Annotated in this window: 26 protein-coding genes and 1 pseudogene; 19 read left to right on the top strand and 8 right to left on the bottom strand. The window is 37.5% G+C overall.

Annotated features, from left to right (window positions below; all coding sequences use genetic code 11):
• Positions 1 to 32: 32 nt before the first annotated feature.
• From OSH00_RS02610 to OSH00_RS02600, 3 genes and pseudogenes are all read left to right on the top strand, one after another.
• Positions 33 to 851, top strand: a pseudogene (locus tag OSH00_RS02610) (patatin-like phospholipase family protein); the annotation flags it as partial.
• A gap of 145 nt (positions 852 to 996) precedes the next feature.
• Positions 997 to 1,179, top strand: coding sequence for a hypothetical protein (locus OSH00_RS02605; RefSeq protein WP_266129113.1), 183 nt, complete (start codon positions 997 to 999; stop codon positions 1,177 to 1,179).
• 149 nt (positions 1,180 to 1,328) lie between these two features.
• Positions 1,329 to 1,850 carry an acyl-CoA thioesterase gene (locus OSH00_RS02600; protein ID WP_004828090.1) on the top strand — a complete coding sequence of 174 codons (522 nt, stop codon included), beginning with the start codon at positions 1,329 to 1,331 and terminating at the stop codon, positions 1,848 to 1,850.
• 105 nt (positions 1,851 to 1,955) lie between these two features.
• Here OSH00_RS02600 and OSH00_RS02595 read toward each other — a convergent pair whose 3' ends face one another.
• A complete protein-coding gene (locus OSH00_RS02595; RefSeq protein ID WP_266129112.1) occupies positions 1,956 to 2,297 on the bottom strand; it encodes a hypothetical protein in 342 nt (113 codons plus the stop codon).
• Between the two features lie 283 nt (positions 2,298 to 2,580).
• Between OSH00_RS02595 and OSH00_RS02590 the strand changes: the two genes are divergently transcribed.
• From OSH00_RS02590 to OSH00_RS02575, 4 genes are all read left to right on the top strand, one after another.
• On the top strand, positions 2,581 to 3,159 hold the full coding sequence (locus tag OSH00_RS02590) for a TetR family transcriptional regulator (protein WP_266129111.1): 579 nt from the start codon (positions 2,581 to 2,583) through the stop codon (positions 3,157 to 3,159).
• On the top strand, positions 3,152 to 4,354 hold the full coding sequence (locus OSH00_RS02585) for an MFS transporter (RefSeq protein WP_266129110.1): 1,203 nt from the start codon (positions 3,152 to 3,154) through the stop codon (positions 4,352 to 4,354). Before OSH00_RS02590 ends, OSH00_RS02585 begins: the two co-directional genes overlap by 8 nt.
• An 11-nt stretch (positions 4,355 to 4,365) precedes the next feature.
• Positions 4,366 to 5,259 carry a LysR substrate-binding domain-containing protein gene (locus OSH00_RS02580; protein ID WP_266129109.1) on the top strand — a complete coding sequence of 298 codons (894 nt, stop codon included), beginning with the start codon at positions 4,366 to 4,368 and terminating at the stop codon, positions 5,257 to 5,259.
• Positions 5,260 to 5,373: 114 nt separating this feature from the next.
• A complete protein-coding gene (locus tag OSH00_RS02575) occupies positions 5,374 to 5,982 on the top strand; it encodes a glutathione S-transferase family protein (protein WP_266129108.1) in 609 nt (202 codons plus the stop codon).
• Positions 5,983 to 6,106: 124 nt separating this feature from the next.
• On the opposite strand, the gene OSH00_RS02570 is transcribed toward OSH00_RS02575, so the two are convergent.
• Positions 6,107 to 7,750 (bottom strand): bifunctional 3-(3-hydroxy-phenyl)propionate/3-hydroxycinnamic acid hydroxylase, encoded by a 1,644-nt coding sequence (locus tag OSH00_RS02570; RefSeq protein ID WP_266129107.1) that lies wholly within the window; start codon positions 7,748 to 7,750, stop codon positions 6,107 to 6,109.
• A gap of 420 nt (positions 7,751 to 8,170) precedes the next feature.
• Positions 8,171 to 8,398, bottom strand: coding sequence for a hypothetical protein (locus tag OSH00_RS02565; protein WP_266129106.1), 228 nt, complete (start codon positions 8,396 to 8,398; stop codon positions 8,171 to 8,173).
• A gap of 446 nt (positions 8,399 to 8,844) precedes the next feature.
• Here OSH00_RS02565 and OSH00_RS02560 point away from each other — a divergent pair, with 446 nt between their 5' ends.
• The 12 genes from OSH00_RS02560 to OSH00_RS02505 all read left to right on the top strand — a co-directional run bounded on the left by OSH00_RS02560 (position 8,845) and on the right by OSH00_RS02505 (position 20,389).
• Positions 8,845 to 9,858, top strand: a complete 1,014-nt coding sequence (locus OSH00_RS02560; RefSeq protein ID WP_266129105.1) for a CobW family GTP-binding protein — start codon at positions 8,845 to 8,847, stop codon at positions 9,856 to 9,858.
• A gap of 56 nt (positions 9,859 to 9,914) precedes the next feature.
• The gene (locus tag OSH00_RS02555) at positions 9,915 to 10,445 is read left to right on the top strand and encodes a YaeQ family protein (protein ID WP_266129104.1); all 531 of its coding nucleotides are present in this window, start codon (positions 9,915 to 9,917) and stop codon (positions 10,443 to 10,445) included.
• A gap of 109 nt (positions 10,446 to 10,554) precedes the next feature.
• Positions 10,555 to 11,178: an MgtC/SapB family protein gene (locus OSH00_RS02550; protein ID WP_266129103.1), complete on the top strand. Its 624-nt coding sequence runs from the start codon at positions 10,555 to 10,557 to the stop codon at positions 11,176 to 11,178.
• A gap of 297 nt (positions 11,179 to 11,475) precedes the next feature.
• Positions 11,476 to 11,691: a hypothetical protein gene (locus tag OSH00_RS02545; RefSeq protein ID WP_266129102.1), complete on the top strand. Its 216-nt coding sequence runs from the start codon at positions 11,476 to 11,478 to the stop codon at positions 11,689 to 11,691.
• Positions 11,692 to 11,729: 38 nt separating this feature from the next.
• Positions 11,730 to 12,068: an FKBP-type peptidyl-prolyl cis-trans isomerase gene (locus OSH00_RS02540; RefSeq protein ID WP_266129101.1), complete on the top strand. Its 339-nt coding sequence runs from the start codon at positions 11,730 to 11,732 to the stop codon at positions 12,066 to 12,068.
• A gap of 485 nt (positions 12,069 to 12,553) precedes the next feature.
• Positions 12,554 to 14,587 (top strand): poly-beta-1,6-N-acetyl-D-glucosamine N-deacetylase PgaB, encoded by a 2,034-nt coding sequence (pgaB, locus tag OSH00_RS02535; RefSeq protein WP_420909496.1) that lies wholly within the window; start codon positions 12,554 to 12,556, stop codon positions 14,585 to 14,587.
• An 8-nt stretch (positions 14,588 to 14,595) separates the two neighbouring features.
• Complete coding sequence (gene pgaC / locus OSH00_RS02530) at positions 14,596 to 15,861, top strand: poly-beta-1,6-N-acetyl-D-glucosamine synthase (protein ID WP_266129099.1); 1,266 nt, start codon at positions 14,596 to 14,598, stop codon at positions 15,859 to 15,861.
• Positions 15,862 to 15,906: 45 nt separating this feature from the next.
• Positions 15,907 to 16,320 carry a poly-beta-1,6-N-acetyl-D-glucosamine biosynthesis protein PgaD gene (gene pgaD, locus OSH00_RS02525; protein ID WP_266129098.1) on the top strand — a complete coding sequence of 138 codons (414 nt, stop codon included), beginning with the start codon at positions 15,907 to 15,909 and terminating at the stop codon, positions 16,318 to 16,320.
• 58 nt (positions 16,321 to 16,378) lie between these two features.
• Entirely contained in the window at positions 16,379 to 17,521 is a 1,143-nt protein-coding gene (locus OSH00_RS02520) for an acyltransferase family protein (protein WP_266129097.1), read from the top strand.
• Between the two features lie 123 nt (positions 17,522 to 17,644).
• A complete protein-coding gene (locus tag OSH00_RS02515; protein WP_266129096.1) occupies positions 17,645 to 18,562 on the top strand; it encodes an HARLDQ motif MBL-fold protein in 918 nt (305 codons plus the stop codon).
• 453 nt (positions 18,563 to 19,015) lie between these two features.
• Positions 19,016 to 19,651, top strand: a complete 636-nt coding sequence (locus tag OSH00_RS02510; protein WP_266129095.1) for a hypothetical protein — start codon at positions 19,016 to 19,018, stop codon at positions 19,649 to 19,651.
• 159 nt (positions 19,652 to 19,810) lie between these two features.
• Positions 19,811 to 20,389 carry a hypothetical protein gene (locus OSH00_RS02505; protein WP_266129094.1) on the top strand — a complete coding sequence of 193 codons (579 nt, stop codon included), beginning with the start codon at positions 19,811 to 19,813 and terminating at the stop codon, positions 20,387 to 20,389.
• On the opposite strand, the gene OSH00_RS02500 is transcribed toward OSH00_RS02505, so the two are convergent.
• From OSH00_RS02500 to OSH00_RS02480, 5 genes are all read right to left on the bottom strand, one after another.
• A complete protein-coding gene (locus OSH00_RS02500) occupies positions 20,383 to 20,757 on the bottom strand; it encodes a lysozyme inhibitor LprI family protein (RefSeq protein WP_266129093.1) in 375 nt (124 codons plus the stop codon). The genes OSH00_RS02505 and OSH00_RS02500 overlap by 7 nt on opposite strands.
• 48 nt (positions 20,758 to 20,805) lie before the next feature.
• Positions 20,806 to 21,360, bottom strand: a complete 555-nt coding sequence (locus tag OSH00_RS02495) for a TetR/AcrR family transcriptional regulator (RefSeq protein ID WP_266129092.1) — start codon at positions 21,358 to 21,360, stop codon at positions 20,806 to 20,808.
• Between the two features lie 40 nt (positions 21,361 to 21,400).
• On the bottom strand, positions 21,401 to 22,318 hold the full coding sequence (locus OSH00_RS02490) for an alpha/beta hydrolase family protein (RefSeq protein ID WP_266129091.1): 918 nt from the start codon (positions 22,316 to 22,318) through the stop codon (positions 21,401 to 21,403).
• A 316-nt stretch (positions 22,319 to 22,634) separates the two neighbouring features.
• Complete coding sequence (locus tag OSH00_RS02485) at positions 22,635 to 23,423, bottom strand: crotonase/enoyl-CoA hydratase family protein (protein ID WP_266129090.1); 789 nt, start codon at positions 23,421 to 23,423, stop codon at positions 22,635 to 22,637.
• A 273-nt stretch (positions 23,424 to 23,696) separates the two neighbouring features.
• The gene (locus OSH00_RS02480; RefSeq protein ID WP_266129089.1) at positions 23,697 to 25,247 is read right to left on the bottom strand and encodes a hypothetical protein; all 1,551 of its coding nucleotides are present in this window, start codon (positions 25,245 to 25,247) and stop codon (positions 23,697 to 23,699) included.
• Positions 25,248 to 25,499: the final 252 nt, after the last annotated feature.

Here is a 25,499-nt window from a genome sequence, read left to right as displayed (position 1 = left end):
ATAAAAGCTTTTATCAGTATCAACAGTCCCCAAAGAAAAAACCAGTGATTGCACTTGTTTTAGGGAGTGGCGGCGCGCGTGGTTATGCCCATATTGGTGTGATTGAAGTATTGGAACAACATGGTATTAAACCTGACTTTATTGTGGGGACCAGTGCGGGCAGTATCGTTGGTTCAATTTACGCCAGTGGTAAATCAGCTGAACAATTACGTCAAATCGCCTTGGATATGAAAGTAGGGGATGTGCGTGACTTCAAGATTGGTATGAAAGGTTTTTTTGATGGGCAAAAAGTTGAGGACTATGTCAACAAGCAAATCAATCAAGTACCTTTAGAAAAGATGAAAATTCCAATGTATGTTGTGGCAACTGAATTACAACATGGAGAAAAAACTATTTTTAATTATGGTAATACAGGGCAAGCAGTACGGGCTTCTGTCTCGATTCCCAGTATGTTTATTCCGACCAAGATCAAAGGCAAAGAATACGTAGATGGTGGTTTAGTCAGTCCTGTACCTGTCAATATTGCCAAGGAGTTAGGTGCGGATGTGGTCATTGCTGTCGATATTCTGGCACAGCCTGTAAATACAGAAACAAGCAATGTTTGGGGCTTGTTTAATCAAAACATCAATATCATGCAAAATAAACTGGCTGCAGAAGAATTAAAAAATGCAGATATTGTGATTCAACCCGATTTAAGGGAAAAAGCACATATCTTTGATGTAAAAGGTCGTCAAGATACTATGCAGGCAGGTATTGATGCCGCAAACCAGCGCATTCATGATCTGGAAGTGGTGATTGCAACTAAGCATGGTTCTGAAAATATCCAGCAGCAATATCAAGTACAGAATTAAAAGTATTTTTAAAGTAGCTTATTTCGTTTCTGGATCCATCTGCTACTTAAAACAGCGTTTACCTGTAGATTTTTAAATACTATACTTTTATCGTTTAATGATAATTTTAATTAATTATACTCAAATTTGAGTATCGAGTTAGATGATGAATAAATTTAAGATTGGCGAAAAAGTAAAAATCGCAACACAGCCGAATACAATTTTTGAAATTGTAGAAATCAATCCAGATCATTCATATGAAATTCAGCATTATGTGTCAGATCGGCAAATTTTTAAATATGGCAATATTGCAGCGGAGATGCTCAAAAAGATTGAAAAAAGTGGATAAAACAATAAGCTATATTCCAAATAAATGATTATATTGGTAATCATAAATTGAGAGAATGGTCAATTGCCGAATTAAGCATGTTTTTTATTAGAAAAGATATATAATAATAGCCATATAAATGTCCTGCCTAAAATAGAGTCTAGTATACGATGTCTCCATTAGATCAATTGATCCCAGCTACAGATGACCAATCAGAATTAACCATGTCTGTTTTAATGACCCCAGATATGGCAAACTTTTCAGGTAATGTACACGGTGGAACCATCCTCAAGCTTCTTGATCAGGTCGCCTATGCCTGCGCGAGTCGTTATTCTGGGAGCTACGTTGTTACGCTTTCTGTCGATAAAGTGAATTTTAAAGAACCGATTCATGTCGGAGAAATGGTGACATTTCTTGCCAGTGTCAACCATGTAGGCCGTACCTCAATGGAAATCGGTATTCGTGTTGAAGCACAAAATATTCAAAAGCGAACCGTCCGCCATACCAACAGCTGTTATTTCACCATGGTTGCTGTTGATGAAAATGGAAAGCCAAAACAAATTCCTGCATTGAATTTGGACAATGATTGGAAACGTTGCCGTTTTGAAGCTGCTGAGCATCGTAAGGTGGCACGTTTACAAGAGAATCATCATCCTTCATGCAGTATTTATAAAAAGTCTTCGCACAATTAATTGTCTTATAGTTAAAGAAACCCTCTTGTTGAAAGCGGGTTTTTTTCAAGGGTTAAAATGTTTTAAAACGAGAGTGTGAGCAGATCACTCATCTTCAAGCATAGATTAATTCACTTTATTGAGGACATGGCCATCTACGGTCATTGTCCATGTTCCTTGTTCAGTTTGTTTTGGTGCTTGAGAAACTTTAAATTCGGTGGAAAGTGGACCAACACCAGCACTAAAGTTCGTGCCTTCAAATTTAGAAATCGGGGCGGATACAGACGAACTTGAATTAGGTTGTTTGTTGCTATATTCAACGCGCCCTTCAGGAGTAATTCTCAAATTTACACGACCATCCTCGCTTTGCCATGTACCTGAATAATCCTGTTTATCAACAGGTAAAGGTTTTCCACATGCAGTCAGTAGGATGGTCAATAAACCAAGACCCATCAATTTTTTTAACATTGTATTTTCCTCTTTAATCTTTATATCACAAATTTTATTTATAAATTTCCCAAATTGAAGCGTGTCATTTGAGGCTAAAACATTATAGCCGAATTATGAACCGAGCTCAGTCAGAATAACAAAGTGTAGCACTTTACAGAAAATGAACTTGGTAAAGGGCTATTACGGAACAAAAGATTGATCGTTTTAAAGTCTCATACACAAGAAAATAACGATTTAGGGAAAAATCAACCGCGCTCTACAATAAAACGCGACATATCGTTTTGTTGAGAAAGCAGGGATGATGGATATTGCAACGGAAGCTTGTCGTAAACAATATATCTTAGACAGAGACATAGGTATATTGGCATATCAGGACGATTCTCAACTCACAATTGATGCGGTTGTTATGCGTGTACGGAGCGCAAAATCAACCATTTATAGATGGTGGGAGTATAAATCCGATTTGCTATTGGATGCTTTTAAGGTACATGCAGATGACGTGCTTGACATGGATTTTGAGCAAAATCTTGAACATAATTCAAGACAGCAATTGCTCGAATTGCCTAAAGTCTTACCACATCAAATCAGTCGTGCTTTATTGCTGGTACAGGCTGAACGTCGTGAGGCTGCGGGTGATTATATTAAGCAACATTTTTTGCCCTGCCGTGAACGAAGATGGAAATTAATCCAGCTCGTGATCCAAGCTAAGGAAAGTAGCATTAATGATGCTTTTGAATTGTTGCTTGATACCTTATACGCTCCAATTCACTATCAGACCATCTCATTTAATTCTATTTCAACTTCGACCAATATTGATGGGCCCTTTACACTGGTTTTAGCTCCTGTTCGCTATGCTGGAAGCGGAGAATCATATGTCTAGTGCTGATGATTCAAATCATGGAATAGATGTTTTGTGGAATAGATTTTTTATTCTTTGTATGGTCAATAATTTATTTTTATTTACTTATTATTTTGCACTTTTAACTGTACTGCCTATTTATATCATGAAGTCGTTAGGCGGCTCGATAAGTGAAGCCGGGTTGGCTTTAACCTTATTTCTGATGTCTTCAATTGCAATTCGTCCTTTCTCTGGTTTGCTCATAGAAAAGATTGGTAAAAAGCGGCTGTTTCGGGGTTCTGCATTGTTCTTTGTGTTGATCGCTTTTACTTATTTAATCGCAGATCAATTATGGATTCTGTTAGTAGTACGTTTCATTCATGGGGTGTGGTTTAGTATTTTAACCACCGTGACTGTTCCGATCGTACATGCATTTATTCCTCATCGTCGTAAAGGAGAAGGGATGGGATATTTTGTAATGTCGACCAATCTGGGAGTTGTTTTTGGACCATTTATTGCACTGACCATTTTGCAATACTTTGACTTTATGACCTTATTTAAAGTTTTAATATTGATGATGGTGATTGGCTTGATTTTTTGCTTGATTTTGCCTGTATATGAGGATCGACTGGAAAAAAATTTAACACCCGATAAGAAATCAACGCTTTCCATTCACGATATTGTCGAATTTAAAGTGATTCCAATCGGCTTGGTGGCTTTACTTACCGCTTTTGCATACTCCAGTGTCATGAGTTTTATCAGCACCTATGCTGAGTCTAAACATTTAATGAGTGCCGTCGGTTTATTCTTTATTATCTTTGCCATGTCGATGTTGCTTGTTCGCCCTTGGGTTGGTAAATTTTTTGATCGCAAAGGCGCAAATTTTGTTATTTATCCATGCTTTATTTTCTTCATTATCGGACTCGTGATAGTGGCTTTAGTCTCGAGTCAATGGACTTTGTGGTTAGCTGCGGTTTTTATTGGGGTAGGTTATGGGTCGCTATTTCCATGTTTTCAAACTGTTGCAATTCAGTCTGTTTCTGATGAGCGAATGGGGCATTCAGTTGCGACCTTTTTTACTTTATTTGATGTGGGGATGGCAGTAGGTTCAATCGTAATGGGAGTATTGATCGCTCATTGTGGGTATTCATTGACTTATTTATTTTGTGCCTTCGTGATGTTGATCACGATGCTGTTTTATACAACCAAAGTTGCACCACAACTTACTCCGCGCTAGAAGGAAATACTATGGAATTACGTCATTTAAGGTATTTTGTTGCAGTGGCTGAAGAATTAAATTTTACCAAAGCTGCGCAAAGAATGTTTACAGTACAACCCTCTTTAAGCCAGCAGATTAAAGATCTTGAACATGAAGTGGGCGTGCAGTTACTGATTCGATCAAATCGTAAGGTTGAACTGACAGAAGAGGGGCGTGCTTTTTTAAAGCAAGCATTATTAAGTTTGGAACATGCAGAAAGAGCAATTTATGAGGCGCGTCAAGTTGCGAATATGCACAAAGATCAATTAAAAATTGGTTTTGTTCCTGTTGCTGAAATGAAGGTTTTTCCATATATCATGCCCAATATTCGAGCTCACTTTCCTAAGCTCAAAATCGATTTTCAAAGTCTGACAGATCATGAGCAGTTTATCGCACTGAAAAAAGGTGAGATTGATATTGCTTTTACGCGTTATACCGAAGATTGTGAGGAATTTGAGCATGTTCAAATTTTTCAAGAACCTTTAGCATTGATTATTCCTAAAAGTTCTTCTTTAGCAGATCAAAGACATATCAGTATCAAAGCATTTGATCAGCAAGATTTCGTGATTAGCGATGAAGCAGCATCTCCACAGTTATACAAAATTATTCAGGCATTTTTTAGACAGTCTAAATTAGCCATCAATGTGGTCCAGAAGTCGACCAATATTTTACTTAATGTAAACTTAGTGGGAATGGGGGTAGGCTGGAGTTTAGTACCTGCTTATGTTATTCCATTATTGGGAGATAAAATTGTTGTCAAAAATACACTTGAACCTTTGCCAGTGATTGGATTGTATGCGAGTTATCGTAAGCAACAGAAAAATGAGGTTATCAGTATGATTTTAAAAATTTTAAAAGAACAGTTTTATACAGAGATGTTCTGATCAGGAATATCGAGAACTTTCCCATATCAAAAATAAACTGAAATGGTCTAGATTGCTTTGCTTAGCAAATTCAATTTGGCTATATTTAAAACATAAAAAATGGGATTGAACATAATGAAACTTTATACCAATGCACATTCTCGTGGAAATACTGTTTTACCCTTATTAAAAGAGTTAGAAATAGAAGATCAAGTTGATATTATTCAAGTTGATTATGCAAATTTAAATCAACCAGAATATTTGGCTTTAAACCCAATGGCAAAGCTACCGTTTTTAGTGGATCAAGGTTCAGTGATTTCAGAAACGCCAGCTATTTTTGCTTATTTGGCAGATAAATATATCGAAAAGGGCTTTGCTCCGACTTTAAATGACCCAAAACGCGGGGAATATTTGAAGTGGCTATTTTTTTGTCATGGACCTTTAACTGAATTTATGGATATAAAAAGCTTGGGTGTTTCAGCAGAACAAATCCAGGAAAAACGGAGAAGTCTAGCTTTTGGAACAGAACAAAGTGTCTATCGGTTTATTCAATCTGGTCTAGGTCAAGCCAATCCTTATTTACTCGGAGATAGGATTTCTGCCGCAGATCTTTTTTTGGCATATTGGTTGATCTATGCGATATCCTTTAAAATTGTACCCTATTTAGATGAATTCAAACCGTTTATTCAGATGGTTCAAAAGCGTGAAACAGTTAAAGACATCGCCTGGATTCAGATGATTTAATGGAAACTGCGAAGCTTATTGGGGTTGTTTCAATCTGCTGAATCTTCAATAACAATGTTCAACAGTCAATAAAGTTGGGTATTTATACAGCACACCACGCTTGAGCGTGGTGTGCTGAGAATATTTATTTTGCATGGAGCTGGGTAAATAATTGCTGGCTTATTGAATTCACGGTTTGCGGAATAGCCAACGCAGCAACAAATCGATCTGGACGCAAGATTGCAATCGCTTGATCTGTTTGACTAAACCACGATCGAATTTCTGTAGCCGGGTCTCCAATCGTAATCACATTTTCATACAGTTTACGTTTTTCATTATTGAGCTGAACAACGGGAAGTACCTGAATAAATTTTACTCCTAAAGCATGCCATTTTTTGATATTGGTTTCATCTAGTCCCCATTGCGGATCAACACCCCAAGCAATTATGGCAAAGTCATTTCCAATGACTTCATCCAGTAGGCATGTTTGTCCGTTCTCAAGTTGTACCATGGGTTGAATAAACATTTTGCCTACAGGAGAGTTTTTATAATGGTCTTTGACCAAAGCACCTGCATGATATTTAGGCATTGGCTTAAAACGCATTTCTAATAAATATTGTTGGACTGGTTTTATATAGTTCAGCATGTATGCGATACCATCACGCACGAATCCTTGCCATTTTTTGGGTGGCGCGAGAACATGGCCAGCCATCACCGATAGATCAATCATTGCTTTGGCATGATCTTTACGTTCGATCTGGTATGAATCCAGTAATTCTGGGCTTGCCTTGTTTTGAACAACGAGTGCCATTTTCCACGCCAAGTTAAATGCGTCGCGCATACCACTATTGTAACCTTGACCTTGCCAAACGGGCATAATATGGGCTGCATCACCTGCAAGTAAGATACGATCTACTCGAAATTTATCTGCAATACGTGCATTGTGGGTATAGACTCGTTGACGAATGACTTCGATACCATCTGTATGGGGTAAAACCTTAGAAAGTAATTTTGTTATATTTTCGGCTTTACTTAACTCTTCCTGTGTTTCTCCAGGCATCACCATAAACTCAAATCGACGAATTCCATGAGGTAGGGCTGCCGATACATAAGGGCGTACAGGATCACAGCACAAATAAATATGTGGTTTGGCAAGAGGATCATTTTCAATGTCAATCACAATCCACTGATTGGGTGCTGTTTTGCCTTCAAAGCCGATATTTAGGCGGCGACGTACAATTGAATTTCCTCCATCACAGGCAATTAAATATTGGGCATAAACTATTTCTTGTTTTTGATCTTTATTTTGCAATATTAGGGTAACACCCTGATCATCTTGGCTAAATGTACTCAACTCACGAGCAAACAGGACTTGTGTTTTTGGATATTGATTTAAACCTTGTAAGAGGACTTGATCAACTTGGGGTTGAATAAATGCATTACGTCGTGAAAAGCCAAATTCACGTGTTAATGGCTGAATATCAGCAAAGCATCGTCCTTTGGGCGTTAAAAAACGCATGGCATGATAAGGTGTTGTGTGCGGAAGAACTTTGTCCACTAAGCCCAACGATTGGATGGTACGTAAAGATTCATCATCGATACCGATTGCACGGGGGTAATCAATTAAATGATCTAACTGTTCAATCACAGTGACTTGCACCCCTTGCTTACTGAGATAATTGGCAATGGTCAAACCCACTGGTCCCGCACCCAAAATAGCCACTTGTGTGGTGTAATCAATCTTTGAACTCACAGCAATTATTCCATTCCAGTCACAATAATAAGTCATTAATGACTGAAAACATGGCTTCTTCCAAGCTATGCCATAGTGGATAGATTGAGATTCTGTAATGGGGTGGCTGCTTAAGGTATAGTGTAATACATTGTTTTTTATGTTGATCTGATAAATTGAGGTATATGGAAATAGAACTCAATGATTGTTTTTTACTATTATTTAGCTCAATATTCTGAGATTTAGAATTATTCTAAATACGCTTGGTGCGATTTGGGGGCGACAAAGATGCTTAGAGCAAGATTTTTTTGAATTGATCTCAGCAAATACATTTAGACAAGACTGAAAAGATTCATCAATGAGTGCAGATTAGCTTAAAAAGTAAATAAAAAAGACTGAATCGCAGCATGATTCAGTCTTTTTGTTTTAAATTGCCATAAATGGCAATTTAATTGTTTACTCGGGAGGAGTTAGATCTTATTGACCAGCTTGTGGTGCTGAAGTTGCAGGTGCTTCAGCAGCACTTTCAGTTGTTGGCTGAGCAGTTGGTTGTCCAGCAGCTTGAGCATCTTCAGTAGCAGCTGGTTGCTCTTGAGTTGATACGACAACTTTTTCTGCTTCAGTAGCAGATGTATCTGTAGCGGCAAAAGTTGAGAAAGCAGTAAAAGCAAGCGTAGTTGCTAAAAGTGTTTTAACAAGTTTCATTTTGGCATCCTTAATTCATAGAATTGATCATAAAGCGACCTGTGAAAACAGTCAGTTGTTAAATGCGTTGCAGTTCACAGGGAGTAGAATCATGCTAAGTGCAGATGAAAAATTGGGCAACCTCAGCAACAAAGCATAACAAGGTCAATTACACATTTAAAACAAATCATTGTATTGTGTTGTTTTTTTGTGATTATTATACTTTTTTTACAATGCTAAAATGTATGTAAATATGAAAAAATGATTAAAAAACATACCGATTGGTTACTGTAATTAACATTGATTATGTGATCTGAGTGAATGGTATATTGAACTTTTGAATTGTTCTTTTAATTTTAATTTAAAAAATAGATTTAAAATTTGAAACTCTTGGCAAATTTTACGTGATAATAGAAAGAGTCGAGTATAACTATTCATATATTTATTTTATTAGGTCGGGTGATATTTTGAAGATTTTTACTGAGAAAGCAGTTAAAACTCACATTATTTCTGGATTTTTAGGGGCAGGAAAAACAACCCTATTACAGCATTTACTGCAACAAAAGCCTGAAGGGGAAATTTGGGCAGTTTTAATGAATGAGTTTGGACATATTGGTATTGATCAACAGCTTTTACCACAAGACTCCGGCTATGAAGTGAAAGAGTTATTGGGCGGTTGCTTATGTTGTGCTGGTCAACTTCCCATGCAAATTGCATTATCTCGCTTAATTTTTGATAAGCGTCCAGACCGATTATTTATTGAGCCTACAGGTTTAGGACATCCCGCGCAACTTTTGGAACAATTGATGGAGCCACAGTGGCAGGTGCAAATAGATATGCGTGCGTTAGTGACGGTGATCGATGGTAGCCGTTTACATGATGCTGCATGGGTGAATCAAGAACTTTATCAAGATCAATTAAAAGCTGCCCAATTGGTTGTGGTATCTCATGTCGATACCATGTCGGAAATGGATGATTTGGTATTGACCCAATTTAAAAGTGACTATTTTGTTTCTATCCAAACATGGCTATTGGCGAAACAGGGGCATTTGAATATTCAACAATTGGATATACCACATCAAGCAACTCAGCGAAAAGTTGTACCCTTAATCCAAGTCCAAAAAAAATTAAATTCCACAGAACAGCTTCCTACTGTAAAACAGTTGCCTTATCACTATGTTGAAACTTCGAATGGTTATACTGTGGTTGGTTGGAAATTTTCAAAACGGTGGCAATTCGATTTTTATGAACTCTTGGATGTGTTGTGTGAACAAACAGATTGGTTAAGAATTAAAGGTATTTTCAATACCGATCAAGGTTGGATGGTTTTTAATTTTAATCCTGACCATTTGAATTATAAATCAGGGGAACAAAGTCTGGACAATCGTATTGAGCTTATTACGCTGCATAACCGCGATTGGGAAACGTTTGAAATGGCTTTATTAAACTGTCGGATTGACCAATCAGAAAAAACGCAGTAATCCGTTCAGAAATCTTATAGACTGTGCGCCAAATTGAAGAACTTTTTGGAACTTTCATGGCATTAAAAGCAACAATTTATAAGGCTGATCTTAATATTGCCAATATGGATGTACATCAATATGAGGATTATCAGTTGACGATGGCTTTACATCCATCTGAAACAATTGAACGTTTGATGGTTCGAGTACTGTCTTTTGCTCGTTTTGCAGGTGAGCAACTAGAGTTTACCAAAGATTTGTTTGAGACAGATGAGCCTGCACTATGGGAAAAGGACCTGACGGGGCAATTGGTCAAATGGATTGAGGTGGGGTTACCTGATGAAGATAAAGTCAAAAAAGCAGCAGCACGTTGTAAAGAGGTAGCCGTAGTGACTTATGGTTCAGCTGTTGCAGAGTGGTATAAAAGAAGTTCCAAGCTAAAAACTTTGTCTAACGTTCAAGTTTGGCAATTGTCTGAAGCAAGTACAACTGCGGTCCAAGCCTTATGCCAACGGACCATGCAATTACAGTTAAACGTAATGGATGGTGAGTGGACTTTAATTGGTGATGATGCTCAAGCCGTGATCGAATGGACGCAACTTCAGTGATCCATTGCATAAAATAAATTTACTGAGAAAAAGCAGGCGAATCGCTTGCTTTTTTTTGCCTAAATTTCGTATATCTAGATTGATCAAACCTCAGCAAGTTGACTGCCGTATGAACAACGACATTTATCATTTACTTATGGCTTTGGCAATTGGCGCAATCATTGGTGCGGAACGTGAGTATCGCAGTAAGTCGGCTGGTTTAAGAACCATGATCATGGTGAGTCTTGCGTCATGTTTATTCACCATACTTTCGATTAAAATCGGGGTGGAAAATCCAGATCGTCTGGCTGCCAATATTTTGACAGGGTTAGGCTTCTTAGGTGCAGGTGTCATTTTTAAAGATGACAATCGCATTTCAGGAATTACCACAGCGACCACAATATGGATGGTGGCCGCTTTGGGTATGGCTGCTGGTGCAGGTTATGAATATTTAGCATGTATTGGAACAATATTGGTCCTGATAGTTTTGGTATTCTTGGTGTATTTCCAAGATAAAATTGAAGCCATTCACCAATCTCGTAATTATCGAATTTTGTGTGATTACCAACAAGAAACTTTGGATAAATATGAAGAATTATTTAAACAATACAATATGAAGATTTTACGTGGGGTACAAAATAAAACAGAAAAACAAATCATTGGGCGTTGGGTTTTAATTGGATCTGCCCAAAATCATAAAAAATTAACCCATTATTTATTATTAGATCAAGATATTAAGGAGCTCAGTTTTTAACTGAGATGAAAGATAGGGCAGCGATTAGATTTATTCATCGAACATTCAGCTTAACCGAGTAGTTTAATTTTTATTAAAACACCGGATTTGACTGATGCGAGATCCTTTTGAACGTATTTTTAGTTTTAATCAGTCACGAGATGTTCAATTTACTGCGATGAAATACCTGCTAAATTATCTAGGGTTGATTTTGATGATCAAACTTATATTGTCAAAGTCTTACGGCCAGAACAGGATTAAATTGATTTTAAACAGTACGTAAATAAACCCAAAAGATTTACAGATGCTTGCTATAAAATGGCACGCTTACTTGCCTATGCTCAATTGTGCTCTGTTGGGCGTAAAGGTTCACCAAATGCAGATGAATTAATCAATTTTGCACAACATGTAGAACTTTTGAAAACGCAATTGTTGAAATACACGTATAATTATCCACAACAAGTTGAGCAAGATTATCAACACTTTTGTCAAAGTTACGCTGGTATGGCGAACCCAAACAAACTGTCTAAATGATCATTTAATCATGAATTAATGATGAGTAGGAATAATGTATGTCAAATGAATTAGAAATCATTGATCTAAAAGTTGGTGAAGGTAAAGAAGCAGTAAAAGGTGCTCTGATTACCACACATTATACAGGTTGGTTGGAAGATGGAACGAAATTTGATTCTTCAATTGATCGTGGAAATTATTTTGAAACCGTGATTGGTACTGGCCGTGTAATTAAGGGTTGGGATCAAGGTATTCTTGGTATGAAGGTTGGAGGAAAGCGTAAGTTAATCGTTCCTTCTCACTTGGCCTACGGTGAACGTAAAATGGGTAAAATCATTCCAGCAAACTCTAATCTAATTTTTGAAATTGAACTTTTTGATGTTAAAACACGTGACTAAATGAATTAAATATCCAGAGTTCTTGGATCATCAAAATTCAAGCCAACTTTAGAGGTCAATTGACCTCTATTTTTGTATTTAAAATGAACATAGATTCACTGATATCTATATGATGAGAAGAGTAAACAACGCTCCATTTTTTCTTCATATTTCAATGCTATAAAAATACAATGGCAAAGCTGTTTAAATGAGCTTAACCTTGCTAATAGTGTGATTATAAACACAATTTAAGTTATTTATTGTTTGTTAATTGATCGGTGTTTAACAATCCTCTACAATACTTTAGTGCTAAAAGTGTTTAAATGATGCAAATAAATAATTCTGTTCAGAGTTATTTTTTAAGATTCGTTTCAGTTTTATTCTTTTAAATCATCGCTGTAAAACGTCTGTTTTAATTCGCCTAAAAAAAGGATTTTAGTGTTTCAGAAATGAAGTGCTATGGGTGGATTCAGATTTAAAACAATGATGATTGAGTATTTAAATATATGCTAAGCCGTTACTTTTCTCCTTCAGCGATGATATGCGTAACACTATTGTTTTCATCCTTTTATAATAGTGCTATGGCAGAAGTAGACCAAGTTGCTACTGAAACGCCTATTGAGCATGAATTACCTAAAATTGACTTAAATACGCTGACAATTATTGGCTATCATGAAATTACACCAAATCATGATGCGGTGATTCCTGACTATGCCGTAACGACAAAGCAATTTGAACTGCATTTAGATTGGTTACAGAAAAACGGTTATCACTTTGTCAACGTTGATCAAATCATTAAAGCCAATGAAGGTAAGTTTAAATTACCGACCAAGCCTGTTTTATTGACTGTAGACGATGGTTATCAGTCTTTTTATCAATATGGCTTTCCTGTGATTAAGCAACGCAAGATTCCAGTTGTATTGGCGGTTGTTGGTTCTTGGTTAGAGCCTAAAGCCAATGAAATGGTTCAATTTGGTGATGAAAAATTATCACGTAAAAAACTCTTGTCATGGGATGAGCTTAAAACCATGCAAAAGAGTGGTTATGTTGAAATTGGCAGTCACAGCTATAATTTACATCGTGGTATTTTAGGCAATCCCCAAGGGAATTCTGAGCCTGCTGCGGTAACACGTGAATATTATCCAAAAACTAAAACCTATGAATCTGACAAAGTCTATGCAGATCGTATTTTCAATGATTTAAAAAAGAACAATAAAGTATTGCAATCACATGGTTTAAAAGCACCACGGGTGATGGTGTGGCCATACGGTCGTTATAATATGGAAACAGTGGCATTGGCTAAAAAAGTCGGTATGCCAATTACCATCAGCTTGGATGACGGTCCTGATCATATCGAAAAATCTTTAGGTCATTTAAATCGTATTTTGGTTGAAGGCAATATGACCACAGATGCTTTGGCTCAAGAAATCCAAAGCCGTCAAATGAATTTTACGGACAATAACCGTCCGCAAAAAGTCATGCATGTCGATTTGGATTATATTTATGATCCAGACGAAGCTCAGCAAGAGAAGAATTTAGGGCATTTGTTAGATCGTATTCGTGAAATGAACGTGACTACAGTTTTCTTGCAAGCATTTGCTGATCCTGACGCAAATGGTTCAGCTGACATGGTGTATTTCCCGAATCGCTATCTTCCGATGCGTGCGGATTTATTTAATCGTGTTGCTTGGCAAATTCAAACCCGTACTCATGTGAGTCGTTTATATGCTTGGATGCCGTTATTGGCTTGGGATTTACCGACATCCAATCCTGCATCGAAAGATGTGGTGGTGACGCAACAAGCGAAAGACAGTGATCATTTAAATATGGGGTACCATCGTTTAAGCCCATATTCTCCTGAAGCACGTAAAGTGATTGAAGGTTTATATCAGGATTTGGCAAAGTCGACGACTTTTGATGGGATTTTATTCCATGATGATGCAACATTATCCGATTATGAAGATGCAAGCCCTCAGGCCATTCAGGCTTATCAAAAAATTGGCTTACCTGCGGATTTAGAAGAAATTCGTAATGATGATGCAAAATTGCAAAAATGGACCGATTTTAAAACCAAAACAATTGACAGTTTTGCAATGGATTTGGCACAAAAAGCTCGTTATTACCAGCCATTTTTATTGACAGCACGTAATCTGTATGCGCAGGTTGCGCTGTCTGCATATTCTGAAAACTGGTATGCACAGTCTTTAGAACAGTCACTTAAAAATTATGACTTCACTGCAATCATGGCGATGCCTTATATGGAGCAAGCTCCTGATGCAACTAAATTCTATAAAGATTTAGTGCAACGCGTGAAGAAGCAACCCAATGGGATCAAAAAGACAATTTTTGAGTTGCAGGCAGTCAACTGGCGCAATAATCAGAAAATACCAACATCGGAAATTACTCAAACAATTCAATCCTTGTATCAACAAGGGGTGATGCATGTGGGGTATTATCCAGATGATCCAATTGAAGATCATCCAAACACAGCTGAGATGCGTAAAGTATTTGATTCTAAACCACAACGATTGGTTCCTTAAGGTTTGATATGAGCGCAATCCAGCACCTGTGGCAGTCCTTATTAAATTTTATCTTCTATTATCCATTGTTTATGTCATATCTCTGGATGATAGGCGCTTTAATTTTCTATTGGAAAGAGCGTAAAGAGCCTCCATATACTCAACCCGCAGATTTAAAAGAATATCCTTTAGTTGCAGTGCTTGTTCCTTGTTTTAACGAACAGGATAATGCTGATGAAACGATCAGTCATGCATTGAAGTTGAATTATCCCAATTTTGAAGTCATTGCAATCAATGACGGAAGCTCTGACAATACAGCCGAGATTCTCAATGAATTGGCTTTGAAGTACGACAAACTGCGTGTTGTTCATTTGGCAGAGAACCAAGGTAAAGCAATGGCTTTACAAGCAGGAAGTTTGCTGACAGAAGCTGAGTTTTTGATCGGGATAGATGGTGATGCTTTGCTTGATCCACATGCTGCGCAATGGATGATTCGCCATTTCCTGAATAATCCAACTGTGGCAGCAGTGACAGGTAATCCGCGTATCCGTACTCGTTCAACCTTGCTTGGGCGAATCCAAGTGGGTGAGTTTTCCTCGATTGTCGGGATGATTAAACGTGCGCAAAGAACTTTTGGGCGCCTGTTTACTGTTTCTGGGGTGATTACTGCTTTTCGTAAAAGTGCAGTGCATGAAGTCGGATACTGGTCACCGAATATGTTGACCGAAGATATTGATGTGACTTGGAAATTGCATCGGGCAGGTTGGGATGTCAAATTTGAACCCAATGCATTGGTGTGGATTTTGATGCCTGAAACCTTTAATGGTTTATGGAAACAACGGTTACGTTGGGCAATGGGTGGTGCGCAAGTTTTAATTAAGAATATAGATGTATTATTCAAACCGAAACTGAATTTTTTATGGCCTTTGATTATTGAGTTGATTTTAACGCTGGTCTGGTCATATTTAATGTTGATCATGGTGATTTTGTGGATATTACATTTGGTTCTCCCATACGCAGGTTTCCCGGCAATGAGTTCACCATTATTACCTATGGGGACAGGCATTCTGCTCGGTACGACCTGTTTATTACAGTTTGCAATCAGCAAATGGATGGACAGTCGTTATGAGTCAAGTTTGGCAAAAAACTATTATTGGATGATTTGGTATCCTTTTGTATTTTGGTTGATTACCGTAACGGCAAGTATTGTGGCTTTTCCCAAAGTTCTTTTACGTGGTGAGAGTAAGAGAGCACGTTGGGTGAGTCCAGACCGTGGAATGCGACAAGATGATTAAGAGGTTGAATGACTTAAGCCAAAACAGTGCTTTTGAGATATTTAAATGAAAACAGAATCTTTGATTATTGATGTACGTAAACAATTACCGTGGCATCGCCGTTATTTTTCAACAACAATCACTGCCATGTTATGGGCATTTTGGTTGTTGCTTTGGAGACCTATTGTTATTTTGATTGGCTATCTGTCTCTAGAAAAGCCACAATTGGTACATTACTTTTTTAATGCTTTTGCGAAAGCTTTAGAAAGTGGGTTGTTTGCTTTAATTGCTTGTGCAATTTCATTGTGGTTGTGGAGTAATTTTGTGCCTGCTAAGACAAAGAAAGAAGCAGAAGCAAAATCTACCCAAGAATATGCGGATTATTTTAGCTTGAATGCTGATGCACTGGTTCATGCACGTCAGCAAAAAGTGGCGACAGTTCACCATGATGCAGATGGTCGTATTACATACATTGACTAAGGGTTGAGTCAATAAAAGTCCCACATGTTGGGGCTTTTGTTTTAATAGGGAAAAACAGATGTCCGCAAAAATAAATTCGGCAGAAAGCATCCGAGGCTTAGCCTGTTTAGCTGTGGTATTTTCTCATCTTGCCATGAGTTTTTTTCCATATCTACACCATTTTGATCCTCAGGAAACAACTGATCTCAAGTGGGTATATCATGTCCATCATTTGCCATTTGGATTTTTATATTCGGGCGATGCTGCTGTTTTTGTATTTTTTGTGCTGAGTGGATATGTTCTGAGTTACGCGATTTTAAAGAGTCCTCAGCAGTTTCATTCAAAAATTAAAAATATGATGATTAAGCGTTATCCACGTTTAATGATTCCTGCCCTGACATCATGTTTATTGATCTGGTCCGTCTTTAAAATCATTCATATCGACGGCAGTCATGTAGGTGCATGGCTACACGCCTTTACAGTACAAAACTTTAGTTTTACCCATGCACTCTATGAAGGAACGATTGGCGCGTTTTTGTTTTCAGAAAGTGATATCAATTGGGTATTATGGACAATGACTATCGAATTGATGGGATCTTTTGTCTTATTCTTTTTACTCTATCTCTATCACTATAAAAAAGCCGCATTCTGGTTGGCTTCACTCCTGATCCCTTGTCTTGCATTTATCTGGCGTGGACAAGGATTTAGTTTTGGAATATCAAGTTTTATTATCGGAATTTATATCTATCTATATGCAAAAACGTTACCCAACCTCGTAGCAATCATCATGCTACTGATCGGCTTATACTTTGCCGGGGCGCATAATACCAGTACAGCCTATGTTGGACTACATCATATTTTAGGGGAAAAAACTTATGATTATTGCAATTTTATGGCGGGAATCTTGATTGTTTATAGTGTATTGATGAGTCCTCTTTTATCGCGGCATTTAGATCATCCTATTTTGGTTTGGCTTGGGAAATTATCTTTTTCTATCTATTTACTGCATTTGTTGATGTTGTATTTAGTCTGTATTCCTCTGTTTAACTTATTTTTGAGTTGGCATTGGAGTTATTCGGCATCTGTGCTTGTTTCCGGTCTAAGCGCAATTGGTATGACTTTAATCGTGGCCAATTTTTATAGCCGCTATGTTGATCAATTTGCGATTGATACCAGCAATCGGATTGCCAGTAAAATCTTAAATCCACCTCCACAGCATTAAGATATGACTGTAAAGGTTTTTTACAATTGATAATGTATTTAGCTGTTTTTTAATCAGTTAAAGTTTGAATAATATCAGGATTTGAGAAAGTATAGCGACTCTTTATCAGCATGGATCGCTTATATGCGTCTGATCAAATTAATCGTTGTTTCATTGATGACAATGAGTCTTCAATTTACCCAAGCTGCAACATTAAACGCACAACAAGCACTGACTGAAGCCCCACCGATGAGTCTGTTTGAGCGGTGGAATGCTCCAATTGAGCCCTTTGAAATTTTTCATCATGTTTATTATGTTGGTACAGACAATCTATCTTCAATTTTATTTGATACAGGGGCAGGCTTGGTTTTGATTGATAGTGGAATTGATCAATCTGCCGAGCAGATCAAAAATAGTATTGAAAAACTGGGTTTTAAAATCACAGATGTTAAGTATTTATTGAATAGTCATGCACGTTTGGATCAAGCAGGTGGTTTTGCCAAATTAAAACAATGGAGTGGGGCAAAATTGATTGCGAGTGCAGAAAATGCTGAAATGCTGGCAAATGGCGCAAGAACTGACTTTGCTTTGGGAAATCAATTGCCATTTCCTTCTGTAAAAGCAGACCTGATTTTTAAAGATGGCGAACAGTTGAAGCTAGGTAATCAAGTATTTACTGCGCATGCCACCCCAGGTCATTTACCTGGTGCAACTTCTTGGACAACCGAGATTCATTATCATTTTAAAAATTATAAAGTTGTTTATGCCGATAGTTTATTTACGGGAGGATATCATTTATTGAATAACAAAAATTATCCTCAGATCGTTCCAGACATGCGCCATACATTTCAAACTTTAAATGCGATTCATGCGGATATCTTTCTGGCGAATAAAGCCGATCGTTTCAATATGAAACAGAAATTGGCCAGACTGAAATCAGGCGATCAAAATGCATTTATTGATCCGAATGGACTACAAAACTATGCCGCTAAAGGCCAAATGGAATTTGAACAACAATTGCAGGAACAGCAACGCTTAGCACGGTTAAAGACTTTACAATAGTTAATTTAACGTGAGTTCGATACAGCCACATTTTTGACCTGTTGAAAAAATAAAACTGTGCTGAGTCTTACTGAGTTTTCATGCAATTTCAGGATCAGCCTGCGGGTTAGCCCTACTTTTTTTCGGGATGAAAAGCAAAGCTTCGCAAGAGCAACCCTCTTGCGCAGCGGCATCGCTGCTCACCGCAAAACTCGTCAACCACCAGCAGCACATTTAATTGGTCGCATAAACAATATCTTATAAAAGCAGTCCTGTCCCAAACAGTTGCGGATGACGCTTCCGAATATCATGTTTTATCAAGATTTCTATATAGAATTCAGGTTAATTTAAAGCATTCTATTTCGATAGGATGTTGTATGATTTAAATATTGATACAATGATGGTTGAATTCATCATTTCTTTGCTAAGATACTGAAGTAATCATCCTTTATTCTAAAAATACAGAAAGTCGACATGAAAATACGATCATTCCCATCCTTTTTACTGATGTGTGGTTTAGTGACAACGGCACAAATCCACGCCAAACCTTTTGAACAATTAACTGTGCAAACCAAGCTCTCTAAGGAATGCACCCAAGATGAGAGCGAAATATTTACAACACAAACTTATCAGTTGCATTCGGAAAAAGTCGGATTAAAGAGCTATTCATGCCAAACTAAAAAGCAAAATAAAGAACAATATTATTCAGCGTATGGATTACAGTTTAATGGCAAAAAATCCGTCTATTTTGTCGATGATGATGTTGATGCAATTGGTTATGTTGGATTGAAAGCAGAAAAAATCGATGCAGATACGGTTTATTTTGATGGTATGTATGAACGTGGTGGTGATCTAATTATAGTATGGGTAGAAGACTTACAACATATTCATCATCTAAAAGTTCATTATATGGCATCCGATGAAGGAGGAGTAAAACTCTATAATCGAAACAATCAAATATACATTCAAAAGATTGATTTAAAAGAACTTGATGGTGATAAGCCGATTTATAAAAATGTAGGGAAACCCATTACTTTAAAGAAGATTCCAAACAAAGGGCTTCAATTTTCAGCCGGAAACTTAAAGTTATTTCAAACAACAGCCGATTAAACATTTTAAAGAAAGAAATTGTTACGTTTAAAGCTGACCTGATGATTTTGATCGTTATACAATTTAAAAAGTTTATCACTAAAAAACAATCAAAAGATCTGGCTTTAAACTTGGCAAATACGTCTGAACGAAGCTGTATTTTATGTTTGAGATGAGTCTATGTTGAAATTAATCATTGTTTTACTCATTTTGATTACACTCTATGTGTTATGGCGTTTGGTTGCCAAACATAAAATCAATGCGGCTTTTGAACAACAACGACAAGAATTATCTAGATTAATCAAAAATCCATCTGAAGAGAATGATTTGCCTGAAAAAACCAAGTTAATTAAGCAAATGATTGATGAAGAGCGTCAAAAGACCAGTACAGTTTTAGCGACTCCGTTAGACGTCCAAGAAGTTCAACAACCCTCTATAACTGAACTTGAGCGTGTAGAAGAATCGCAAATTACCGATGAAGACCAACGCCTATTTGATGCCGCAGCACAATTATTTTTTGAGCAAGCTTTGCAGACCAAAGATTTTTCTCAAGCGGGGCATATCCAGTATGAGGTATTGAGTAAGATGCCAATGAATACACAAAGTCAAGTGGGTTCATTTGACTTTGGTGAATGGTCTATTTTTTGGAATTATCATGACCAATCACTTGAATATTATGTCGGACGTTACGGTGTATTCTATGCCCATGTCGATCATCAGGGCATAGAACATAAAGCCGAGTTCAAAGATCGTTATTGATCTTCCAATAAACTGGTCAATTCTTTAAGTCGGTAGAGTGTTGCATTGATTTCACAGTCTAAATGTGCAAAACCTGAGGCTAAGCCCATTGCACCATAATATAAGTTTCCAGTAAGTTCAGTGCATTGTGTATTTCGATAGTTAAGCCAAGCTTTTTGTGATTTCTCCAACAATACTTTATTTTGAGCATCGTACTGTTGGTAAACCCGTTGGTAGATTTTATTCATTTCTGCCTGATCTGTTTTAAGCTGCTGTTCCATGCAGCGATAGGTCTGCTGTTGGTCGTTCTGGCTACATTTTGCATAAGCGATGCTACAGATACTGGTTGTAAGAAAGGTGTAAAAAATTAAGCAGGTTAAATATTTCATTGTTTGAATCACTAAAATTATATTTGGTTAAAGACGAGGTAAAATATTTTATAGTTGTTGCAGAATACGTTTTTTGACTTGATCTAAATAGAATATATCCTGATTGAGACGGTACATTAAAATTGCGCCTTCATAATCTGCCACACTTATTTTGGCTGCATTTAGAGCATCTGGTTCATTGAGTTTCTGCTTAAATAATTGATATAAAACATGCTGCCAATCCTGAAAAATCGTGCGAATCTTTTGTAGCACAGCTTTGGATATATCATTGGCTTCTAAGGAAAGTATGCCTATGAGACAGCCTTTTATTTCATAACTAAAAAAAAGCACCGCTTTTTCATGTATGACTTGAAACTGGGTGGAGGCATCAATGACATTAAAGTCCTCAAGCTTAAATAAAGAGTGATTTAGAAATTGATGTGTATGTTCTAAAACCTGTATCAATAAAGCTTCTTTGTTTGGGTAATAATAATAAAAAGCGGCTTTACTCAGTCCGCATGCCTTAGCCAACATGTCCATACTTGTTCCTGCATAACCATGTGCTTTAAATTGTAAAGCACAGATGTTGAGTATTTGTTCAGGAGAGAGTTTTGGAGGACGCATAACTTACCTTGAAGATATTTAGATTTATATTGCTCTGCATTTATGACGAATGTGGTATTAAACTTTCGAAAGTATCTAACATTTTATCCCAAATCTGTTCTGAACCTTTACGGAAATATCCCATGTGTCCTATGTGTTGAAGTCCGAACTCGTCTGCTGAAATATTGATAAAATGCATGGGTGCATTTTTGTAATGCTGCATAAAAGCATAGCGAGAATTCGGTAAAGCCCAATCATCATCCAAAGCTGCGACAGCATAAATGGGTGTTTTGACTTGTGCATATAGGTCATGTAGTACCTGTTGTTCAGGGTCAGCAAAAAAATAAGTTGGATTTTTACACCATTTACGCCATTGCTGATAGACACCTTTCGGAAGATCAGTTCCCATCTTCAGCTTACTCCAAGGTAAATACCCAGCGATGGCGACCATTGGCGGAAACACGATATTCCAAATTACTTGGACTTTAATTTTTTCTTTCAATGGCATATAGCCATGCCATCCTGCACCTGTACCAAAACAAAACATTGCGGTGACTTTGTCATGATTGGGCGTCAGCCCAAGCGCTTGCCCCCCATAGGAATGTCCAACTAAAAATAAAGCTGTATCGGCTTTAAAAAAGTACTCAATTGCGCCTGCGAGATCCAATTTTCCCCAGTCCAGATAAGACATTTTAAATCCTTTTAGCTGTCGGGGCGCCGACCTGTCTACACCACGGTAATCAAAGCAAAGTACTTGATAGCCTAATTGCGAGGCATATTCAGAGAATCGACGATAAAATGCCTGTGGAACACCTGTTGCACTGGAAATCAATAAATTGGCTTTAATCGGATGGATAGTTGGCGTGTATAGAGTGCCAACAAGTGTATAACCATCCAAGGCTTGAAAAGTAACGGACTGGCATTGAAAACCATTTTTATTCGAGGTCTGCGTTTTTGCAAGAGGGGGTAAATTTGGCATCATCTCATCTCTAGAGTAAAAATAGCTTAAGCATTCATTCAAGCTATTATTTTTTAAATGAATTTCAAGCTTTACATGAATTTTTAAAAGCTTTACTTCAGCAAGGATTTTTTGTCACTTTTCATCTCTGAAAAGTGAGGTATCGCCTACACAAAATGATTTAAACTTTAGATGTAAAGCGTGGCATTGAAAGCTTCATATCAACAAGTAATATATTTAACACATTCATTTTATTGATCTGGAAACTATATTTACTGTCGTTTTTTCAAAAGATTGGCTGCACTTTTTGGGCATTGCTAAATTTAAAAATAGTGATTTATTTTCCCTTGAATTGTGGAGCACGACGTTCAATCATCGCCCTTACGCCTTCTTGTGCATCTTCAGATCGGAGTAGGGGGCTAAGCAGATTTTGTAAATTGCCAAATGCAACCTCAGGACTGTGCAAAAAGGCCTGATGGGCTGAATGCAGTGCTGCTTGAACAGCGAGTGGTGCCGCACTGGCAATACGTTCAGCCAGTTCCAATGCACGAATCAATTGATTGTTGCCTTCAACGACTTCGGTGACCAAATTCATTTCATAGGCGGTTTGTGCATAGAACAAATCACCAGTGAGTACATATTTCATGGCTTTTGCCCAGCCTGCAGCTTGTACAAAACGGACGGTCGCCCCCCCAAAAGGCAAGATACCGCGTTGCACCTCAATCTGTGTAAACTGGGTATTTTCATTGGCCACTACGATATCTGAATTCAACATCAGTTCAATCCCTGCGGTATAGCAATAACCTTGTACTGCGGTGACTAAGGGTTTAGTTCTTTGACGACCCACAGTTCCCCAAGGATTCACAATATCATCATTAAAACTAAATACACCATCAGCTAATTTAGGTTGTAACTCAACCAAATCTAAACCTGCTGTAAAATGATCCCCATGCGCAAAAATCACTGCGCAGCGAAGTTCAGGATTGTTTTCATATTCTGTGAGTGCAAGTGATAGATCATGAATCATATGGCTATCAAAAGCATTACGCTTATCAACACGATCTAGACCGATCAAGAAAATATGATTACGGATTTCCCGGCTAACCTTTCCTCGTGAATTTGACATGTCATTGTTCTCGCATGGGCTGTTTTAATTGTTTTTAAACGATCGTTAGAAAACTGTCAATTGTTTAAAAATGACGCTATCGTCTAACTTTGTATAACATATTTTTTAAGCATTGAACTGATCAAATTTATTTAAACCAAGTCAGCTCAGCTTGTAAACCCCATAGTCATGTGATCAATGCTTTGAACAGTGAAAGATTTTTATATTTTAAAGAAATGCCCATTTATGGTAAAAAAAATGGGCATTGCCTGAAAACTTTTAAAAGTTGATAAACTACTTTTTGATTTTCCCTAAAAGCTTTTGGATGGGAAGTTTATCTGTAGCAAAGCCATAAATTGCTGCAAAAGGAAGGGCTGTGCGGGCAAGGTAGGCAACACGCCATAAACCACCATGATTCGCACCTTCCATCATTAACTCTAATGGGTGTTCCATATGTGTTTCAGGGTTGGCTATCGAGTTTGGATTTTTTAGATCATGAACCCATAATGCCGCCATGATTGAATTGGTGGTTTCTGGGCTAAATGCTTCAACATCGAATAAACTTGCACCATTAAACGCGGCTTTAAGTAATGGATTTTTAGTGACAGAGTGAGTCGTGGTAGAAGGGGCAATATTGATACTGACATGTTGTCCTTGATGCCGTGCAAGCGTAGCCCGCCACTGCTGAATACGTTTTGCCAAGGCATAGTTCGGACCTTGTTCAACCACTAGACAGTCTGCAATGCCATAAGCTTTTCCATTTTCAGAATCTATCAATCGTTGATTATTATTTTTAAAAAACTGTTTTAGAGAAAGCATTGAGATACTTTGGCTGAGTATTGTTTCAAATTTTGATCGTTGCTTAAATTTTTCAGTTGAACCTTCAATGACTGCCTTGGGTACAGCATAAACGTCAGTTGGTGTACACATATACATCAATGATGAGTCCGTCTTCTGTTCACTGACATGACTCATGATACTATCCATTGCGATTGAGACACGCACATGCTTTTCACCATCAAGATATGCAATAGAAGCCAAGTCCAACTTATGTGGATTTTCACATAACCACTGTGTAATTTCTGGAATTTGAGTCAGTAAATTTGCGCCAAGTTTGGTTTTGAGTTCATTCAGATCGTTACAGTCATTGATTTGTTGTAAGCTGGGTGCATATAGGGTGGCATTACCATTTTGAATAATATCAAGAATTTTTCCCCAAACTCGTTCATTCGGCAAATCGACGGCAACAATATTGGCTTTCCATTGAGATAACCAAGTCAAAGGACCTGCTTCTGAGGCTGCGCCAAACAAAACCAGTGTACGGTCAGACAAATCAAACCATTCAGGGTGGGCAATAACTTCTCTAAGCGCATCTGCATGGCTGGCTTCAATAATACCTGTTTCTTGCCATGTCTGAATTTGTTTGACTAAGGCTTCACCCGCAAGTTTCTGCCCATGATAAGGAACAAACCATTCAGGTTGTGCTTTCGATTGTCCCTTAATCGTAATAGTTTGGATCTTGTCTAAGAGGGGAACGGACATCACATCTTTTAATGAATAACGTTGTCCATCTCTATAAAAGTCAAAACTATGTTGTGCTTTATGCAAGCCTTGTCGAGCAATAGTGATGGCGTTGTGTGTGGATTGAATACCGTTTTCTACCAAGGCTTTAAAATAAATGGGATAATTTTTGCGCCAGTTTTTTTCATCCAACACCTTTTGAGCATTGATATTGTCAACCAATGACAGTGCCTCAGCAATAATTTCCTTGCCTACTTGGGAGCTACTGCTTTTTTGGGTGTCAGGATGAACCGTGAATTGTAAACCATCATTTGAACTGGACATGCAAAATATCTCGTTTTACTTCATCATTAATATACAGATGTATACATTATCCATGCCAAATGCAGGAATCGGATGGCATAATCTGACAAAATGTAGCTCAATTGGTTGTCCGATTGTAATGTCAAATCAAACGAAATGTTGAGATGAGATTGGGTTGTTAAAATACTTTAGCTGAGTCAGTGTATTTCATATATTTCAGTCATACATTGCTTTGGAATTGATGTATTAAACCTGATCTAACCGGTAAAAATT

This window comes from Acinetobacter nematophilus (assembly GCF_026344175.1).
Lineage (GTDB): Bacteria > Pseudomonadota > Gammaproteobacteria > Pseudomonadales > Moraxellaceae > Acinetobacter > Acinetobacter nematophilus.
The sequence above is the reverse complement of the archived record's forward strand: the minus strand, read 5'-3'. Positions and strand labels throughout refer to the sequence as shown.

Bases quoted from the DNA above. Each gene is read 5' to 3' on its own strand.
- OSH00_RS02485 (WP_266129090.1), bottom strand. From the start codon at position 23,423: ATGTCAAATTCACGAGGAAAGGTTAGCCGGGAAATCCGTAATCATATT.
- OSH00_RS02595 (WP_266129112.1), bottom strand. From the start codon at position 2,297: ATGTTAAAAAAATTGATGGGTCTTGGTTTATTGACCATCCTACTGACT.
- pgaD (WP_266129098.1), top strand. From the start codon at position 15,907: ATGAAAACAGAATCTTTGATTATTGATGTACGTAAACAATTACCGTGG.
- OSH00_RS02590 (WP_266129111.1), top strand. From the start codon at position 2,581: ATGGATATTGCAACGGAAGCTTGTCGTAAACAATATATCTTAGACAGA.
- pgaC (WP_266129099.1), top strand. From the start codon at position 14,596: ATGAGCGCAATCCAGCACCTGTGGCAGTCCTTATTAAATTTTATCTTC.
- OSH00_RS02575 (WP_266129108.1), top strand. From the start codon at position 5,374: ATGAAACTTTATACCAATGCACATTCTCGTGGAAATACTGTTTTACCC.
- OSH00_RS02555 (WP_266129104.1), top strand. From the start codon at position 9,915: ATGGCATTAAAAGCAACAATTTATAAGGCTGATCTTAATATTGCCAAT.
- OSH00_RS02580 (WP_266129109.1), top strand. From the start codon at position 4,366: ATGGAATTACGTCATTTAAGGTATTTTGTTGCAGTGGCTGAAGAATTA.
- OSH00_RS02505 (WP_266129094.1), top strand. From the start codon at position 19,811: ATGTTGAAATTAATCATTGTTTTACTCATTTTGATTACACTCTATGTG.
- OSH00_RS02550 (WP_266129103.1), top strand. From the start codon at position 10,555: ATGAACAACGACATTTATCATTTACTTATGGCTTTGGCAATTGGCGCA.
- OSH00_RS02545 (WP_266129102.1), top strand. From the start codon at position 11,476: ATGGCACGCTTACTTGCCTATGCTCAATTGTGCTCTGTTGGGCGTAAA.
- pgaB (WP_420909496.1), top strand. From the start codon at position 12,554: ATGCTAAGCCGTTACTTTTCTCCTTCAGCGATGATATGCGTAACACTA.
- OSH00_RS02490 (WP_266129091.1), bottom strand. From the start codon at position 22,318: ATGCCAAATTTACCCCCTCTTGCAAAAACGCAGACCTCGAATAAAAAT.
- OSH00_RS02495 (WP_266129092.1), bottom strand. From the start codon at position 21,360: ATGCGTCCTCCAAAACTCTCTCCTGAACAAATACTCAACATCTGTGCT.
- OSH00_RS02565 (WP_266129106.1), bottom strand. From the start codon at position 8,398: ATGAAACTTGTTAAAACACTTTTAGCAACTACGCTTGCTTTTACTGCT.
- OSH00_RS02605 (WP_266129113.1), top strand. From the start codon at position 997: ATGAATAAATTTAAGATTGGCGAAAAAGTAAAAATCGCAACACAGCCG.
- OSH00_RS02540 (WP_266129101.1), top strand. From the start codon at position 11,730: ATGTCAAATGAATTAGAAATCATTGATCTAAAAGTTGGTGAAGGTAAA.
- OSH00_RS02520 (WP_266129097.1), top strand. From the start codon at position 16,379: ATGTCCGCAAAAATAAATTCGGCAGAAAGCATCCGAGGCTTAGCCTGT.
- OSH00_RS02515 (WP_266129096.1), top strand. From the start codon at position 17,645: ATGCGTCTGATCAAATTAATCGTTGTTTCATTGATGACAATGAGTCTT.
- OSH00_RS02585 (WP_266129110.1), top strand. From the start codon at position 3,152: ATGTCTAGTGCTGATGATTCAAATCATGGAATAGATGTTTTGTGGAAT.
- OSH00_RS02500 (WP_266129093.1), bottom strand. From the start codon at position 20,757: ATGAAATATTTAACCTGCTTAATTTTTTACACCTTTCTTACAACCAGT.
- OSH00_RS02570 (WP_266129107.1), bottom strand. From the start codon at position 7,750: ATGACTTATTATTGTGACTGGAATGGAATAATTGCTGTGAGTTCAAAG.
- OSH00_RS02510 (WP_266129095.1), top strand. From the start codon at position 19,016: ATGAAAATACGATCATTCCCATCCTTTTTACTGATGTGTGGTTTAGTG.
- OSH00_RS02480 (WP_266129089.1), bottom strand. From the start codon at position 25,247: ATGTCCAGTTCAAATGATGGTTTACAATTCACGGTTCATCCTGACACC.
- OSH00_RS02600 (WP_004828090.1), top strand. From the start codon at position 1,329: ATGTCTCCATTAGATCAATTGATCCCAGCTACAGATGACCAATCAGAA.